Raw genomic sequence first — 16798 nt, 5'->3', positions numbered from 1 at the left:
CAGGACGTCACGGAAGAAGAGAGAAGACCTCATGTCCAAGCACACGCTCTCCGTCCTGGTGGAGAACACCCCCGGCATCCTCGCCCGGATCGCCGCACTGTTCTCCCGCCGCGGCTTCAACATCGACTCGCTGGCGGTCGGTGTCACCGAGCACCCCGACATCTCCCGCATCACCATCGTGGTCAGCGTCGAGTCGCTGCCGCTGGAGCAGGTCACCAAGCAGCTCAACAAGCTCGTCAACGTGCTGAAGATCGTCGAGCTGGAGCCGGGTTCGGCCATCCAGCGCGAGCTGGTCCTGGTGAAGGTGCGCGCCGACAACGAGACCCGCTCGCAGATCGTCGAGATCGTCCAGCTCTTCCGCGCCAAGACCGTGGACGTCTCGCCGGAGGCCGTCACGATCGAGGCCACCGGGTCCAGCGACAAGCTGGAGGCGATGCTCCGGATGCTGGAGCCGTTCGGCATCAAGGAGCTGGTGCAGTCCGGCACCATCGCCATAGGGCGGGGCGCCCGGTCCATCACCGACCGCTCGCTGCGCGCGCTGGACCGCACGGCCTGAACCACCCGCCCGCCGCGCCCGACCCGGACCGCATGGCGAGACCCACCGACCTTTCCCACCCCGCCCGACGTACTGTGTGGGCACCCGCGAGAACCAAGGAGATACCCGAAGTGGCCGAGCTGTTCTACGACAATGACGCCGACCTGTCCCTCATTCAGAACCGCAAGGTCGCGGTCATCGGCTACGGAAGCCAGGGCCACGCCCACGCGCTCTCGCTGCGCGACTCCGGCGTCGACGTGCGCGTCGGTCTGCACGAGGGCTCCAAGTCGAAGGCGAAGGCCGAGGAGCAGGGCCTGCGCGTGGTGACCCCCGCGGAGGCGGCCGCCGAGGCCGACGTCATCATGATCCTGGTGCCGGACCCGATCCAGGCCAAGGTCTACGAGGAGTCCATCAAGGACCACCTCAAGGACGGCGACGCGCTGTTCTTCGGCCACGGTCTGAACATCCGCTACGGCTTCATCAAGGCCCCGGCCGGCGTGGACGTCTGCATGGTCGCCCCCAAGGGCCCGGGCCACCTGGTCCGCCGGCAGTACGAGGAGGGCCGCGGCGTGCCGTGCATCGCCGCCGTCGAGCAGGACGCCACCGGCACGGCGTTCGACCTGGCGCTCTCCTACGCCAAGGCCATCGGCGGCACCCGCGCCGGCGTCATCAAGACGACCTTCACCGAGGAGACCGAGACCGACCTGTTCGGTGAGCAGGCCGTGCTCTGCGGCGGCACCGCCGCCCTGGTCAAGGCCGGCTTCGAGACCCTGGTCGAGGCGGGGTACCAGCCCGAGATCGCCTACTTCGAGTGCCTCCACGAGCTGAAGCTGATCGTGGACCTCATGTACGAGGGCGGCCTGGAGAAGATGCGCTGGTCGATCTCCGAGACCGCCGAGTGGGGCGACTACGTCACCGGCCCGCGGATCATCACCGACGCCACCAAGGCCGAGATGAAGAAGGTCCTCACCGAGATCCAGGACGGCACCTTCGCCAACAACTGGATGGCGGAGTACAACGCCGGCCTGCCGAAGTACAACGAGTACAAGAAGGCCGACGAGGACCACGTGCTGGAGACCACCGGCAAGAAGCTGCGCAAGCTGATGAGCTGGGTGGACGACGAGGCGTGAGCCCCGGGACGAGGGGGGCGCGGCACTGCTCGCGGCCCCCTCGTCCGTCTGTCCCCCTCCCGCCTTGTCCACCGCGTAGAACCACGCATGGGTGATCCTTACGCTTCGGCACTGACGGTGCCGTCCCCCACCACTACACTGCTCGTCACAAGCGCGTCAGGCTCACAGCGTCGTGTGTCTTCCACGCGGCTTTCCCCCCTTCACCGCCTTCGGCCGTCGGGACGGCCGTCTGCGAAGGACCAGTGAGGACTGAAGACCACGTGAGCACTGCCAACCCGGGTAAACCCGTTGTACTGATCGCCGAGGAACTCTCCCCGGCCACCGTCGACGCCCTCGGACCGGACTTCGAGATCCGGCACTGCAACGGCGCCGACCGCGCCGAACTGCTGCCCGCCATCACCGACGTCGACGCCATCCTCGTGCGCAGTGCGACCAAGGTCGACGCCGAGGCGATCGCCGCCGCGAAGAAGCTGAAGGTCGTCGCCCGGGCCGGTGTGGGTCTGGACAACGTCGACGTCTCCGCCGCCACCAAGGCCGGCGTGATGGTCGTCAACGCCCCGACCTCCAACATCGTCACCGCCGCCGAGCTGGCCTGCGGTCTGCTGCTGGCCACCGCCCGCAACATCCCGCAGGCCAACACCGCGCTGAAGAACGGCGAGTGGAAGCGCAGCAAGTACACCGGCGTCGAGCTCAGTGAGAAGACCCTCGGCGTGGTCGGCCTGGGCCGGATCGGCGTCCTGGTCGCGCAGCGGATGTCCGCCTTCGGCATGAAGGTCGCGGCCTACGACCCCTACGTCCAGCCGGCCCGCGCCGCGCAGATGGGCGTCAAGCTGCTGTCCTTGGACGAGCTGCTGGAGGTCTCGGACTTCATCACCGTCCACCTCCCCAAGACCCCCGAGACCCTCGGCCTGATCGGCGACGAGGCGCTGCGCAAGGTCAAGCCGAGCGTCCGGATCGTCAACGCCGCGCGCGGCGGGATCGTCGACGAGGCGGCACTGGCCGACGCGCTCAAGGAGGGCCGGGTCGCCGGCGCGGGCCTGGACGTGTACACCGTCGAGCCCTGCACCGACTCGCCGCTCTTCGCCTTCGACCAGGTCGTGTGCACCCCGCACCTGGGCGCCTCGACGGGCGAGGCGCAGGAGAAGGCCGGTATCGCGGTTGCCAAGTCGGTGCGGCTGGCGCTCGCCGGCGAGCTGGTGCCGGACGCGGTCAACGTCCAGGGCGGTGTCATCGCCGAGGACGTCAAGCCGGGCCTGCCGCTCGCCGAGCGGCTGGGCCGGATCTTCACCGCGCTGGCCGGCGAGGTCGCCCTGCGGCTCGACGTCGAGGTGTACGGCGAGATCACCCAGCACGACGTCAAGGTGCTCGAACTCTCCGCGCTCAAGGGCGTGTTCGAGGACGTCGTGGACGAAACGGTGTCCTACGTCAACGCCCCGCTGTTCGCGCAGGAGCGCGGCGTCGAGGTGCGGCTGACCACCAGCAGCGAGTCGCCCGAGCACCGCAACGTGGTCACCGTGCGCGGCACCCTCGCGGGCGGCGAGGAGGTGTCGATCTCCGGCACGCTCGCCGGCCACAAGAACGTCCAGAAGGTCGTCGCGGTGGGTGACCACTCCATCGACCTCGCGCTCGCCGACCACATGGCGTTCCTGCGCTACACCGACCGCCCCGGCGTCGTCGGCACCGTCGGCCGGATCCTGGGCGAGGCGGGCATCAACATCGGCGGGATGCAGGTCTCCCGGGCCGATGTCGGCGGCGAGGCGCTGGTGGTGCTGACCGTCGACGACACCATTCCGGCGAATGTGCTGGCCGAGATCGCCGAGGAGATCGGCGCGACCTCGGTGCGCGCGGTGAACCTCACCCACTGAGCCACCGGTCGTTCTCCCAGGTCAACGGGCCCGGCTCCGCGCTTCGGCGGGGGCCGGGCCCGCGGCCGTCCGGGCATCGTACGGACGGACCGGCCGATGCGCCCGCGGTGGCTGACCCCTCAACCATTCACCCGAATGGGCTAACGGGTCCATGGGGCGGGCACCCCCTCACCAGCATCGACGGGGCCCGGGAGCCGGTGTCCGCCAGCTCTCCCGAGTCGCTGCAGCGGCGTTCGCGGCGCGCAATGGGAACTGCGCGTGCCTCCTGAGCCGGCGCGCGCGGAAGGAGGCAGGACGCCATGAACACACCCCTGGGTGGCACTCCGCAGAGTCTGACCGGACTGCACGTGGTGGACGCGGAGGGCGCGAAGGTGGGCGTCGTCCAGCAGGTGTACCGCGACGATGCCACCAACGAGCCGGAGTGGATCACCGTGCGGACCGGGCTGTTCGGGATGAAGGAGACCTTCGTGCCGCTGGCCGGGGCCCGCCGGGTCGGCGACGAACTGCACGTCCCGCACGCCAAGGAGACGATCAAGGACGCGCCGAGGATCGACGCCGAAGGGCACCTCGACCCGTCCGAGGAGGAGCGGCTCTACCGCCACTACGGGCTGATCAGGCCGGGGACGGCCGCGGCCCCGGGCCCGGCGCGGGTCACCGAGACCCGCGGGTCGGGCGCCGCCTCGTCCCGGCCGACCGTGACCGGTGGGGCCGGCGGCGCGGCCGGCATCCGGGGCCGGGCGGAGGCGGACGCGCCCGTCCAGCACCGCACCCGCGCCGGCGCCGACGCCGAACGCAACAAGCTGACCGACGCCCGGACCCAGGACACCGGCCGGCCGATGGCGGTGTCGCGCGGCCGCGGGGAGCAGGACATCGCCCGCGGCGCGGAGGGCACCACCGAGATCGTGCTGTCCGAGGAGCGGTTGGAGATCGGCACCGAGGAGCGCGAGGCCGGCCGGGCCCACCTGCGTAAACATGTGGTGACCGAGGATGTGCACCAGACCGTTCCGGTCAGCCACGAGGAGGTCCGGGTGATCCGGGAGAAGATCACCGAGGACGATCGCCGGGCGGGCCGCGGTGCGCCGAAGCTCGGCGAGGGCCAGGTCGAGGTCGTGCTCCACGAGGAGCAGCCGGTGGTCAGCAAGCGGACCGTGGCGGTCGAGCGGGTGCGGCTGGAGACCGAGCGGGTCACCGAGCAGCGCGAGGTCACGGCCGAAGTCCGCAAGGAGACGCTGGAGTTCGACGACGGCCGGCAGAGCGGCCGGGGCGAGCGCGGCGGACCGGGGACCGGCCGGATTCGCTGACCGGGAGGGTTCGCGCGGCGCCGCGGTGGCGCCCTCCGGCCCGCCCGACCGGTCCCGGCGCCCGTCCCGTACGGGCGTACGGCCGGGGGTAGGGTGCCCGCATGGGACACCGCGAAGATCTGCTGGAGGGCGCCAAGCGGTGCCTGGTGGAGAAGGGCTACGCGCGCACCACCGCCCGCGACATCGTGGCCGCCTCCGGTGCCAACCTCGCCTCCATCGGCTACCACTACGGCTCCAAGGACGCCCTGATGCGCCAGGCGCTCATCGCGTCCATCGAGGAGTGGGGAGCCGGGACCGCCGCACCGCCGGCGGCCGACCGCGAAGGGGCCGCCGCGGACGCCGGTCCGCTGGACCGCTTCGCCGCCACCTGGGACGCGGTGCTCCACCGCATCGCCACCGAGCGGGAGTTCATCGCCGCGCAGGTCGAGGTGCTGGGGCTGCTGCCGCGCGACGCCGGGCTGCGGGAGGCGCTCGGCGAGGTGCTGCCCGAGGGCGGCGAGGGCCTGGTCGCGGTCTTCGAGGGGGTGCCGGACACCGAGGTGGATCCGGCGGCCGCCCGCATCGTCGGCTCCTTCTACCAGGCCCTGCTCACGGGGCTGATGGTCCAGTCGCTGGTCCGGCCGGACGCGATGCCGTCCGGCGCCGACCTGGCGGAGGCGCTCCGCCGGGTGACGACGGGCGAGGTGCTCGGGCCCGCCGGCCCGGAGCCGGTGCCGGCGGCGGAGCGGACCGGGCGGGACGGGTAGGGCCGGGAGGAGCGGGCCGGAGGTGTGAACCGGCCCAACTCCCGTAGCGGACGGCCCACTTGCTTCGGGCCGCTCACTTCCCCGGGCGGGTCAGCAGCAGCTCGGTGTTGTGGTCGGCGGAGGTGCCGAGCCGGACGTCGGGGGTGCCGTTGGGGTCGTTGTAGGACAGCTCGCGGTACAGGGCGGCAAGCCCGGCGTCGGAGGTGTCGGTGACCGAGGAGACGTACGGGGCGGCGGACTCGATCAGGGTGGTGAACAGGGACAGCGTCCCGTCGCCGTTGTCGGCCAGCTCGATGATCCGGGCGTGCTGCGGATAGTCCACGTGCGAGGCGGTGTTGATCTCCCAGAAGGCGCGCTCGGGGACGGCGTGGCCGTGCGGGGTGATGCGGTTCTCGTGGGTGTGGCCGTTCACCCAGGCGACCACGTTGGGGAAGCGCTGGGCCAGCTCCACCACGGCCTTGCCGTCGTGCCGGGCCTCGAACGGGCGGTAGGGGTCGGGCAGCAGATTGCCCATGCTGGTGCTGGTGTGGTGGCTGAAGAGGACGATCGGGCAGTCGCCCGCGCCGCCGCGCACCGTGCGGCCGTCGGTGTCGTACCAGCGGCTGCTGTGGTCTTTGAGGACCGACTCCAGCCAGTGCAGCTGCTCGGTGCCCAGGGAACCGTCCGCCCAGCCGGCGCGGTTGGTGGTGTCCAGGCTGACGCCCAGGACGCCCTCGGCGAGCGGGAAGGTGTAGTAGAGCCGGCCGCTGGACGCCGCGTCGGAGGTGAAGCCGTGGCCCACCGGGCCGGCGCCGGTGTACGCCGGGTCCAGATGGGCCTTGGCGAACTCGGCCGGGGTGAACGGGCGGCGCCGCTCGTCCGGGGTGACCTTGCGGATCGCGCCGCCGCCGGCCAGCAGCGAGCCGAGCAGCGTCGCGGCGTGGCCCGGGTCGTTGCGGAGGGCGTCGGCGAGCCGGGCCGCGGTGGCGTCGTCGCAGCCCTCCAGCTTGCGGTCGCCGGTGTAGAGCGCGTTCAGCAGGCCGAGGTCGGGCAGGGTGCCCTGGATGCTGTCGTCGTGGTTGCCGACCGTGGTGTACCAGGGGACGGACAGGCCGGGCGCGCTGAACGGGCGGGCCGCGCCGGACAGGAAGCCCGGTATCTCGGGCAGCCCCTTGGCCTTGTAGGCGTCCTGGAGCGGGGACTCGGGGTTCCAGTACGCCGCGTTGCCGGAGTTCTGCACGCCCTCGTAGCGCCGGGGGTCGCCGCTGCTGGGGGTGATCCGGCCGCCGCTCATCACCGTCAGGTACCAGTCGAGCTCGATGTGCTCGTGGTTGTCGGTGTTGTCGCCGGTGGCCATCACCAGGCCGAACGGCAGGCCGGTGTACGGGCCTTGGCGCACCGCGTTGACCCGCTCGATGAGCGAGGAGGCGCCGCGCACCGTCAGCGCCTCCTGCGGGCGGTGCGCACTGCCGTTGAACCGCGCCAGGTACTCGAACCGCACCGGCGACTCGACGTCCGCCAGATGCATGTCGGTGAACTGCACGAACGAGGCGAGCCCGGTGCGGCGGTCGTCCCGCCCCGCGCTCCCGGAGGCCAGCTCGCCGCGCACCACCAGCGGCCAACCGGGCCCGGCCACCAGCCTCTTGTACGCCCCGGCGCCGGTCGGCCGGGCGGCCTGCTCCAGTGTGGTGCCCCTGGTCCGCACGGCCCGCGCCGCGGTGACCGCCAGCGCCTGGTCGTAGGAGGCCGCCGACCACAGTGCGGCGCCCGCCATCGCGGCGGACATCCTCGATACGAACTGGCGGCGGTTCATCCCGTGCATCAAATCCCCCTGGGACGGCTGCGCGTGGCGGCGGGTGACGGGGCCCGCGGTCCGGTCCGGCAGCCGGGCTCCCCTGGTCGGCCGACACGCTACTTGCCGGTAGCGGCCGGCAACAGGGCCTGTGGACAAAGGGTTTGCGACCGTCAGGTGGCCAACCGGTGGTATCCCGGGGCACTCCAGGCATCCGGCGGCTCAGCGGTGGGCCGCCCCGGCCTCCGTCACAGCCGGGACGCCTTCAGCGCCATGTGGAGCAGCAGCCGGTCCGCGCCCTCGTCCAGGTCGAGGCCGGTCAGCTTCTCGACCCGGCCCAGGCGGTAGTAGAGGGTCTGGCGGTGGATGCCCAGGTGCTGGGCGGTGCGGCCGGCCTGGCCGGCGCAGTCGAGGAACGCCTCGGCGGTACGGGCGAGTTCGGCGTGCGCGGGGGCGAGCAGCGGGCCGACGGACGGGTCCGGCGCGGCGGCCGGGAGGGCGGTCAGCAGGCGGTAGGCGCCGAGGTCGATCCACTCGGCGACGGGGCTCAGCCGGGGCTCGGCGCGGGCCGCGCGGGCCGCGTCCAGGGCCTGCCGCCAGGAGCCGGGGAGTCCGGTCAGCTCCCGGGTGGGGACGCCGATCCCGGCGGCGACCGGGGCGGGGCGGATGCCCGCCCGGCCGGACGGGGCGGGGGCGCCGCCCGCCCGCGGGGAGCGCAGCAGGTGGTCGGCGGCGGTGTGGGCCGGGGCGAGCGAACCGGTCTGGCGCAGCCGGACCAGTGCGGCCAGTGCGGGTTCGGCGGCGCCGGGCCCCGGCCGGTCCGGGGTGTCGGCGTCCGCGGCGGGCAGCGGGCAGGCCGCGAGCAGTCCGGGCAGGCTCGGCAGCCGGGCCGGATCGGCGGTGTCCCAGGGAAGGATGGCGACCAGGGTGAGCGGGGTGCCGGGGGTGAAGCGGAGGGTGTCCCTCAGGGCGTCCCGCAGCGCGGCCGCCGCGGCGGCCCTGGCCCCCGTCGGCGAGGCGAGCAACTCCCGCAGCACCTCAGTCAGTTCGGAGCCGGCCCGGGACTCCTCGGCCAGCAGGGCGCCGATCCGCGCGGCGCTCTCCATCGCCTGGGCGATCCGGGGGTCCGGCGGGCTGTCGGGGCCGCCCAGTTCCAGATCGGTCAGATGGCCGTCGTCCAGGAGCCAGACGTAGCCGTGCACCACCCCGCGGTGCCGTACGGGCAGACAGATCCGGCCTTTGAACACCCCGGCCGCCGGGTCCGGGGGAATCCGCAGCGGGGACGTGGCGCGGGCGATGCCGAACGCCTCGAACCAGGCGCGCACCGCCGCCGAGGACCGCCGCTGGAGGATCGAGCGGGTCCGCACCGGGTCCATGACCTCGTCGTCCTCGCCCTCGTGCGCCCCGAACGCGATCAGCCCGAAGTCCCGGTCCTCCAGGGTCGCCGGCGCGCCGAGCGCCGCCGAGATCTCGTCCACCAGATGCTGGTAGTCGCTGCGCACCGCCGCCCGACCCCTCTCCTGTCGCTGCCGTCACCTCCCTCCCATTCTCATACATCTGTCTGAGATGCCGGCCACGAAGGCGTGACAGCTGTCGATGGCCGGAAAGTGGCGAGATCCTTAAATTTCAGGTGGCTCATCTTGCCGCCGCGTGCCGCCCGCTCGGCGCCCGCCCCGGCATTTGTCATCCTGGATCATGGAGGTGCCCCATGCTGGGTCCCGTGCTTCTCGCCGCCGCGCGCAGCGACGGCATCCGCCGCGTCGTCGCGGCCGCTCCGGTCACCCGACCCGTGGTCGACCGGTTCGTCGCCGGTGAGCATCTGGACGAGTCGATGGCGTCGGTGCGCCAGCTCGCCGCACGCGGCATGGAGGTCACCCTCGACTTCCTCGGCGAGGACATCACCGACCCGGCCGAGGCGCTCCGCAACCGCGACGCCTACCTCCAGCTGGCCGCCGCGCTCAAGGAGTTGGGCCTCGGCGCCAAGGCCGAGATGTCGGTGAAGCTCTCCGCCTTCGGGCAGGCGCTGTCCGGCGGGCACGACCTCGCGCTGCGCAACGTCACCCCGGTGGTGGAGGCCGCCGCCGAGGCCGGCACCACCGTGACGCTGGACATGGAGGACCACACCACGGTCGACTCCACCCTGGCGATCCTCGGCGCGCTGCGCGAGCGCTTCCCGCAGACCGGCGCGGTGCTCCAGTCCTACCTCTTCCGCACCGAGGACGACTGCCGGGCGCTGGCCGGGGAAGGGTCCCGGGTGCGGCTGGTCAAGGGCGCGTACAAGGAGCCCGCGACGGTCGCGTTCCAGGACAAGCGGGAGGTCGACCGGGCCTATGTGCGCTGCCTGAAGATCCTGATGGCCGGCGAGGGCTACCCGATGGTCGGCTCGCACGACCCGCGGATGGTCGCCATCGCCCAGGAGCTGGCGCACCGCACCGGCCGCAAGCCCGGCGACTACGAGTTCCAGATGCTGTTCGGCATCCGCGAGGCGGAGCAGCGGCGCCTGGTGGAGGAGGGGCACCGGATGCGCGTCTACGTCCCCTACGGGACGGACTGGTACGGCTACTTCATGCGACGGCTCGCCGAGCGCCCGGCCAACCTGACCTTCTTCCTCCGGTCCCTGGCCACCCGGGGCTGACCCGACCGACCGGCTCTTTTGGGACGGCGTTTACCATCCCTTTTAGAAGCCGATGGGTGGATTCTGGAGGGGGAGGGGGATGCTCCCGGCGGCGCCCCGCGCCGCCGCCCCACCAGGGCCACCCGCCGTGGCAGCGACCTCGGCACGACCGACGTACACCGACGTACGACAACGAAACGATCGCGAACGACGATCGCAAGCGTAAGGAGACACGGCCACCATGGACGCTGTGACCCAGGTCCCCGTGCCGGTGAACGAGCCGGTGCACAGCTACGCCCCCGGCAGCCCGGAGCGATTCCGCCTGGAGGCCAAGCTCAAGGAGCTGGCCGGCAACCCCATCGAGCTGCCGATGACCATCGGCGGCACGCGACGGATGGGCGGTGGCGAGCGCTTCGACGTCGTGCAGCCGCACCACCACTCCGCCCGCCTGGGCACGTACGCCAACGCCACCGTCCAGGACGCCCAGGACGCGGTGGACGCGGCCCTGGCCGCCGCCCCCGCCTGGCGCGCGATGCCCTTCGACGACCGCGCCGCGATCATCCTCAAGGCCGCCGACCTGCTGGCCGGCCCCTGGCGCGAGACGATGGCCGCCGCCACCATGCTCGGCCAGTCCAAGACCGCCCAGCAGGCCGAGATCGACACCCCCTGCGAGCTGGTCGACTTCTGGCGCTTCAACGTCCACTTCGCGCGCCAGATCCTGGCCGAGCAGCCCCCGGTGAACGCCCCCGGCGTCTGGAACCGCTCGGACCACCGCCCCCTTGAGGGCTTCGTCTACGCGATCACGCCCTTCAACTTCACCGCGATCGCCGGCAACCTCCCCACCGCCCCCGCCCTGATGGGCAACGTGGTGGTCTGGAAGCCGTCCCCGACGCAGACCTTCGCCGCGGTGCTGCTGATGCGCCTGCTGGAGGAGGCCGGCCTGCCGCCCGGCGTCATCAACCTCGTCACCGGCGACGGCAAGGACGTCTCCGAGGTGGCCCTGAACCACCCCGAGCTGGCCGGTATCCACTTCACCGGTTCCACCAAGACCTTCCAGTACCTCTGGAAGACGGTCGGCACCAACATCGAGAAGTACCGGACCTACCCGCGGCTGGTCGGCGAGACCGGCGGCAAGGACTTCATCGTCGCCCACCCCTCGGCCGACCGCGCCGTCCTGAAGACCGCCATGACCCGCGGCGCCTTCGAGTTCCAGGGCCAGAAGTGCTCCGCGGCCTCCCGCGCCTACGTCCCGGCCTCGCTGTGGAACGCGGGCCTGAAGGAGGAGTTCGCCGCCGAGGTCGACGCCCTGACCATGGGCGACGTCACCGAGCTGGCGAACTTCATGGGCGCCGTCATCGACGAGCGCTCCTTCGCCAAGAACAAGGCGGCGATCGACCGCGCCAAGGCCGACCCGACCGTCGAGGTCGTGGCCGGCGGCACCTACGACGACAGCGTGGGCTACTTCGTCCGCCCGACGGTCCTGGTCTCCACCGACCCGGAGAACGAGATCTTCAAGGACGAGTACTTCGGCCCGATCCTCGGCGTCTACGTCTACGACGACGCCGTCGAGGGCGGCTACGAGGCCATGCTGGACCAGATGGAGTCCGCCTCGGCCTACGGCCTGACCGGCGCCGTCATCGCCCAGGACCGCGCCGCGGCCGTCGCCACCTGCGAGAAGCTGCGGTTCGCCGCGGGCAACTTCTACATCAACGACAAGCCCACCGGCGCCGTGGTCGGCCAGCAGCCGTTCGGCGGCGGCCGGGCCTCGGGCACCAACGACAAGGCCGGCGCCAAGCAGAACCTCATGCGCTGGACCTCCACCCGCTCCATCAAGGAGACCCTGGTCCCGCCGACCGACTACCGCTACCCGCACATGGGCTGACGCCCGCCCGCGAACGGCCGACGGCCCGGCACCCCGCAACGGGTGCCGGGCCGTCGGCCGTTTCGTGATCGCCGTCTCAAATAGTAGGAAGCCCAAGTAATTGTGCAGACAGCACGGCCGAGCTGTCCTAGCGTTGTAGGAGCCGAACGCTTCGCTGCATCCAGCGAACGCGGATGCGGCCCGGTGCGCCGAGCGCAGGTGACCCCTGCGGTGCCGCGGCCCCCGCCCCTTCGGCCCTCCCCGCACCACCCACCCTTCTTCTTCGACGCACCCCTGTCCGCTCGGGGCTTCGGCATTGGAGACGCGCATCATGGCCGAGACCATCCTCCGCAGGACCCGTCACTCCTCCCGTCAGACCGGCGACGCCGACCGCCGCAACGCCGCGGCCGCCCTCCAGCGCGCGCTCGACCGCCGCGACAACGGCGGCGCCACCGGTCACTGAGCACCCCGACCCCGCACCAGCGCCGAGGCGCCCGGGACGTGATCCCGGGCGCCTCGGCGCGGTGCGGGCAGGCGGTCAGCCCCGGCGACGGGACCGGGTGACCGCGAAGTGGTCGATCCGCTCACCGGACTCGGCGAGGGCGGTGACCGCCATCCGGGGCCGGGCGCCCGGGGTGACCTCGACGGCGATGAACGAGTACCCGGTGTACCGGACCCGGGACCACTCGACGCTCTCCTCGACCTTCGCCTGCCCCTTGGCCCAGTGGTAAGTGTCCACGTGGTCAAGGTCCTTGACGTGCCCCTCGTAGCTGTCGGGCACCGGGAAGTCGTACAGGGACCTGCCGGCGCCGCCGGCCGTCACATAGACGATGCCCTCGTGCGCGGCGTCGACGGTCTCCCCGATCGGGACCTTCTTGGCGACCTTGCCGCCCTTGAGGGCGTCGGTGCGCTCGTAGACGTGGTTGTGGCCGTTGACCACCAGGTCCACCTGGTGCTTCTCGAAGAGCGGCAGCCAGGCGTCCCGGACACCGCCCTCCGAGGCGTGCGAGGTGGTGGTGGAGAAGGCGCAGTGATGGAAGAAGACCACCAGGAAGTCGATGCCGGCGGTGGCGCGGAGTTCGCCGAGCCGGCGGTCCAGCCAGCGGGTCTGCCGGCCCTGGGTGTAGCCGGCGTTGGCCGGGATCTCGTAGGAGACGTCGTTGGCGTCCAGGGCGACCACGGCCACGTTGCCGTAGGTGAACGAGTAGACGCCGGGGGCGTGTTCGGGGTCCGGGCCGTTGGCCGGCAGCGACCAGCGGGCCGACTGGCCGCCGTAGCCGTTGGGGGAGTACCACGCCTCCATGTCGTGGTTGCCGGTGGTCACCATCCACGGCACCGACTTGGCCACCGTCTCGGTCTGGGCGAGGAACTGGTCCCAGGTGCGGGCGTCGTAGGTGTCGTGCTCGGAGCCCTGGCCGTCCGGGTCGGCGTAGCAGATGTCGCCCGCGTGCAGATGGAAGGACGGGTTCTGGCCCAGGATCAACTGGTCGTTGGCGAGCGCGTGGTAGCTGACGCCCTGGTCGCCGAAGGCGGTGAAGACGAACCGCTCGGCGCGTGCCGGCGCGGTGCGGAAGGTGCCGACGGTGGAGAAGTGGCGCGGGTCGGCCGGGTCGAAGCCGTCATGGCCGACGCCGTAGTAGTAGGTGGTGCCCGGGCGCAGGCCGTCCAGCGCCGCGTGCAGATAGAACTGCTCGACCGCCGGGAGCTTGCCGGACAGCGCCGGGGTGTGCAGGTGGCGCACCTCCGCCGGGACCTTGCGGCCCAGGTCCCAGGGCTTCAGGCCGACCCGCAGATACGGCCGCCGGACCGCGAACGGCACCTGCCAGCCGACCCGCATCTGGGTGCGCGGATCGGCGCCGAAGGCGAGGTGGCGGCCGAACGGGGCGACCAGGTGGCCGTCGACGGCGGCGGTGGCGGGCGCGGAGAGCAGCGTCGGACCGGCGGCCTGTGCGGCCGGAGCGGCCAACAGGCCGCCGCCGGCGACCATTCCGGCGGTGACCGCGGAGCTGCGCAGCAGCCCTCGGCGGGTCAGCTTGGTGCGGAGGTACTCGTGCTGCTCGGGCATGGTCATCCGGGCCGCGAGCTGCTCCGGTATACCGACGCGGGGGGTGTGCGAGGGCAGGGGGCGCTCCCCCCGGGGGTGTGCAGTCATATGGCCGAATCTCACAGGTCCGGCCGACGACCGCGGAGCGCGCGGATGAACGGAGGATGTCCGCCGGCCGTGCAGTTCGGCGGCTCTGTCCGCATGCCGGACATCACATGTCAATCACTGGGACGAAGAGTAGGGTCCAGGCATGTCTCGCACCATTCGCCTCGCAGTGATCCCCGGCGACGGAATCGGCCAGGAAGTCGTGGCCCAGGGTCTGAAGGTCCTGACCGCGGTCCTCCCGCAGGACGTCACGCTGGAAACCAAGGAGTACGACCTCGGGGCCAGGCGCTGGCACCGGACCGGCGAGACCCTTCCGGACGCCGAGCTGGCGTCCCTCAAGGAGCACGACGCGATCCTGCTCGGCGCGATCGGCGACCCCACGGTGCCGTCCGGCGTCCTGGAGCGCGGGCTGCTGCTCACACTCCGGTTCGCCTTCGACCACTTCGTCAACCTGCGCCCCTCGAAGCTGTTCCCGAACACCGCGACCCCGCTCGCCGGCCGCCCCGACATCGACTTCGTCGTCGTCCGCGAGGGCACCGAGGGCCCGTACACCGGCAACGGCGGCAGCCTGCGCACCGGCACCCCGGCCGAGGTCGCCACCGAGGTCAGCGTCAACACCGCCTACGGCGTGGAGCGGGTGGTCCGGGACGCCTACGAGCGGGCGGCCTCCCGCCCCCGCAAGAAGCTGACGCTGGTCCACAAGAACAACGTCCTGGTCTACGCCGGCCACATGTGGAAGAACATCTTCGACCGGGTCGGCCAGGAATACCCCGAGGTCACCACCGACTACCTGCACGTCGACGCGGCGACGATCTTCCTCGTCACCCAGCCCGAGCGGTTCGACGTGATCGTCACCGACAACCTCTTCGGCGACATCCTCACCGACCTCGCCGCGGCCGTCACCGGCGGCATCGGCCTGGCCGCCTCCGGGAACATCAACCCCACCGGGGAGTTCCCCTCGATGTTCGAGCCGGTGCACGGCTCCGCGCCGGACATCGCCGGCACCGGCAAGGCCGACCCGACCGCCACGATCCTCTCCGTCGCCCTGCTGCTGCGCCACCTCGGCTACGAGAAGCAGGCCGCCCGCATCGAGGTGGAGGTCGCCGGCGACCTGGAGGCCAGGGACGGCGCGGAGCGCACCACCGACCAGATCGGTGACGCGATCACCGCACGCGTAGCGGGCTGACGCCTGACGCGGCAGTTCCCACAGCGCCGGGCCGGCCCACGGTCCGGCGCTGTCCGCATCCGCCCCCGCTGTGCTACAGACGGGGCGGATGCCCTCATCCCACGCGGGCCGCGCACACCGGTTCCAGTGGCGTACGCCCGCGCGCGATAATCGGACGCGGGGCCGCCGTCCGGCCGGAAACTCGGATGTCCCGGGACGCCGGTACGACCGAGCCGACGACGGTGCGCGGCCGCTCCCCACCGCACCGGTGCCGTGAGTGGGGAAACGCCCCCGGCCGGAGGGCCGGGCCGGTGATCCTCCCCAGCGGACGCTGGGTGGGAGTACCCCCAGGTATCGGACCACGCAGCGAAGGACACGCATACATGACGACGCCCACGATCGAGCTCAAGCCCTCCTCGCACCCGCTGCCCGCCGCGGAGCGGGAGCAGATCCTGGCCGCCCCCGGCTTCGGCCGGTACTTCACCGACCACATGGTGACGATCAAGTGGACCGAGGGACGCGGCTGGCACGACGGGCAGCTCGTGCCCTACGGTCCGCTCTCCCTCGACCCGGCGACCAACGTCCTGCACTACGCGCAGGAGGTCTTCGAGGGCCTCAAGGCGTACCGCCAGGCCGACGGCAGCGTCGCCACCTTCCGCCCGGACGCCAACGCCCGGCGCTTCCAGACGTCCGCCCGCCGGCTGGCGATGCCGGAGCTGCCCGTCGAGACCTTCATCGAGGCGTGCGACGCGCTGGTCCGGCAGGACCAGGACTGGGTGCCGGCACACGGCGGCGAGGAGTCGCTCTACCTGCGCCCGTTCATGATCGCCACGGAGGCGGCGCTCGGCGTCCGGCCCGCCAACGAGTACCTCTTCGTCGTCATCGCCTCGCCCGCCGGCGCGTACTTCCCCGGTGGCGTCAAGCCGGTCTCCATCTGGCTCTCCGAGGACCGGGTGCGGGCCGTCCCCGGCGGCATGGGCGACGCCAAGACCGGCGGCAACTACGCCGCGTCGCTGCTCGCCCAGGCCGAGGCCGCGGCCCGCGGCTGCGACCAGGTCGCCTACCTCGACGCGGTGGAGCACACCTGGGTCGAGGAACTCGGCGGGATGAACCTCTACTTCGTCTACGGCAACAAGATCGTCACGCCCACGCTGACCGGCTCGCTGCTGGCCGGCGTCACCCGTGACTCCCTGCTCTCCGTCGCCCGCGACCTGGGCTACGAGGCGGAGGAGGGCCGGATCTCCGTCGACCAGTGGCAGAACGACTCCGCCAGCGGCGCGCTCACCGAGGTCTTCGCCTGCGGCACCGCCGCGGTGATCACCCCGGTCGGCACGGTCAAGCGCGAGGGCGCCGAGTGGACCCAGTCCGGCGGCGAGCCGGGCACCGTCACCATGAAGCTGCGCGAGGCGCTGCTGGACATCCAGCGCGGCGTGGTCGCCGACACCCACGGCTGGATGCACCGCCTCGGCTGACGACGCGTCCCCAGCCACCTCGAAGGCCGCCCCGGCTCCCCGCCGGGGCGGCCTTCGTCGTGCGCGGGGGAGAGGGGAGGGGGCGCAGGGCTTCGCCGCGGGGGCGGAGCGGAGAAGGGTTTTGAGTGGCGCTCTAGCGGGATTGCCCGTTCCCTGTGACGGCTGCCGCCGGACCGTCGTCGTATTTCC

Annotated in this window: 13 protein-coding genes; 10 read left to right on the top strand and 3 right to left on the bottom strand. The window is 72.0% G+C overall.

Annotated elements, in window-relative coordinates:
- The first annotated feature begins 31 nt into the window (after positions 1-31).
- The 5 genes from ilvN to ACIQE0_RS18135 all read left to right on the top strand — a co-directional run bounded on the left by ilvN (position 32) and on the right by ACIQE0_RS18135 (position 5577).
- The gene (ilvN, locus tag ACIQE0_RS18155) at positions 32-556 is read left to right on the top strand and encodes an acetolactate synthase small subunit (protein ID WP_274913099.1); all 525 of its coding nucleotides are present in this window, start codon (positions 32-34) and stop codon (positions 554-556) included.
- 110 nt (positions 557-666) lie between these two features.
- Positions 667-1665 carry a ketol-acid reductoisomerase gene (ilvC, locus tag ACIQE0_RS18150; protein WP_384098346.1) on the top strand — a complete coding sequence of 333 codons (999 nt, stop codon included), beginning with the start codon at positions 667-669 and terminating at the stop codon, positions 1663-1665.
- 260 nt (positions 1666-1925) lie between these two features.
- Entirely contained in the window at positions 1926-3530 is a 1605-nt protein-coding gene (gene serA / locus ACIQE0_RS18145) for a phosphoglycerate dehydrogenase (RefSeq protein WP_366330692.1), read from the top strand.
- Positions 3531-3829: 299 nt separating this feature from the next.
- Complete coding sequence (locus ACIQE0_RS18140; RefSeq protein WP_366330691.1) at positions 3830-4831, top strand: PRC and DUF2382 domain-containing protein; 1002 nt, start codon at positions 3830-3832, stop codon at positions 4829-4831.
- A 101-nt stretch (positions 4832-4932) separates the two neighbouring features.
- Positions 4933-5577, top strand: coding sequence for a TetR/AcrR family transcriptional regulator (locus ACIQE0_RS18135; RefSeq protein WP_402333103.1), 645 nt, complete (start codon positions 4933-4935; stop codon positions 5575-5577).
- Positions 5578-5650: 73 nt separating this feature from the next.
- Here ACIQE0_RS18135 and ACIQE0_RS18130 read toward each other — a convergent pair whose 3' ends face one another.
- Positions 5651-7378, bottom strand: a complete 1728-nt coding sequence (locus ACIQE0_RS18130) for a TIGR03767 family metallophosphoesterase (RefSeq protein ID WP_402333100.1) — start codon at positions 7376-7378, stop codon at positions 5651-5653.
- 218 nt (positions 7379-7596) lie between these two features.
- Positions 7597-8850, bottom strand: a complete 1254-nt coding sequence (locus ACIQE0_RS18125; protein WP_402333097.1) for a PucR family transcriptional regulator — start codon at positions 8848-8850, stop codon at positions 7597-7599.
- Between the two features lie 206 nt (positions 8851-9056).
- On the opposite strand from ACIQE0_RS18125, the gene ACIQE0_RS18120 reads away from it, so the two are divergent.
- The 3 genes from ACIQE0_RS18120 to ACIQE0_RS18110 all read left to right on the top strand — a co-directional run bounded on the left by ACIQE0_RS18120 (position 9057) and on the right by ACIQE0_RS18110 (position 12286).
- Positions 9057-9983 (top strand): proline dehydrogenase family protein, encoded by a 927-nt coding sequence (locus ACIQE0_RS18120; protein WP_366330687.1) that lies wholly within the window; start codon positions 9057-9059, stop codon positions 9981-9983.
- 220 nt (positions 9984-10203) lie between these two features.
- Positions 10204-11844, top strand: a complete 1641-nt coding sequence (pruA, locus tag ACIQE0_RS18115; protein WP_366330686.1) for an L-glutamate gamma-semialdehyde dehydrogenase — start codon at positions 10204-10206, stop codon at positions 11842-11844.
- A 310-nt stretch (positions 11845-12154) separates the two neighbouring features.
- A complete protein-coding gene (locus ACIQE0_RS18110; protein ID WP_366330685.1) occupies positions 12155-12286 on the top strand; it encodes a hypothetical protein in 132 nt (43 codons plus the stop codon).
- Between the two features lie 75 nt (positions 12287-12361).
- On the opposite strand, the gene ACIQE0_RS18105 is transcribed toward ACIQE0_RS18110, so the two are convergent.
- Positions 12362-13975, bottom strand: a complete 1614-nt coding sequence (locus ACIQE0_RS18105) for a purple acid phosphatase family protein (protein WP_402333092.1) — start codon at positions 13973-13975, stop codon at positions 12362-12364.
- Between the two features lie 142 nt (positions 13976-14117).
- On the opposite strand from ACIQE0_RS18105, the gene ACIQE0_RS18100 reads away from it, so the two are divergent.
- Both ACIQE0_RS18100 and ACIQE0_RS18095 read left to right on the top strand, forming a co-directional pair.
- Positions 14118-15158: a 3-isopropylmalate dehydrogenase gene (locus ACIQE0_RS18100; protein WP_366330683.1), complete on the top strand. Its 1041-nt coding sequence runs from the start codon at positions 14118-14120 to the stop codon at positions 15156-15158.
- 362 nt (positions 15159-15520) lie between these two features.
- Entirely contained in the window at positions 15521-16609 is a 1089-nt protein-coding gene (locus ACIQE0_RS18095; RefSeq protein WP_384098832.1) for a branched-chain amino acid aminotransferase, read from the top strand.
- The last annotated feature ends 189 nt before the right edge of the window (positions 16610-16798 follow it).

The sequence above is a fragment of the Streptomyces sp. NPDC093097 genome (assembly GCF_044754325.1).
Classification (GTDB): domain Bacteria; phylum Actinomycetota; class Actinomycetes; order Streptomycetales; family Streptomycetaceae; genus Streptomyces.
The sequence above is the reverse complement of the archived record's forward strand: the minus strand, read 5'-3'. Positions and strand labels throughout refer to the sequence as shown.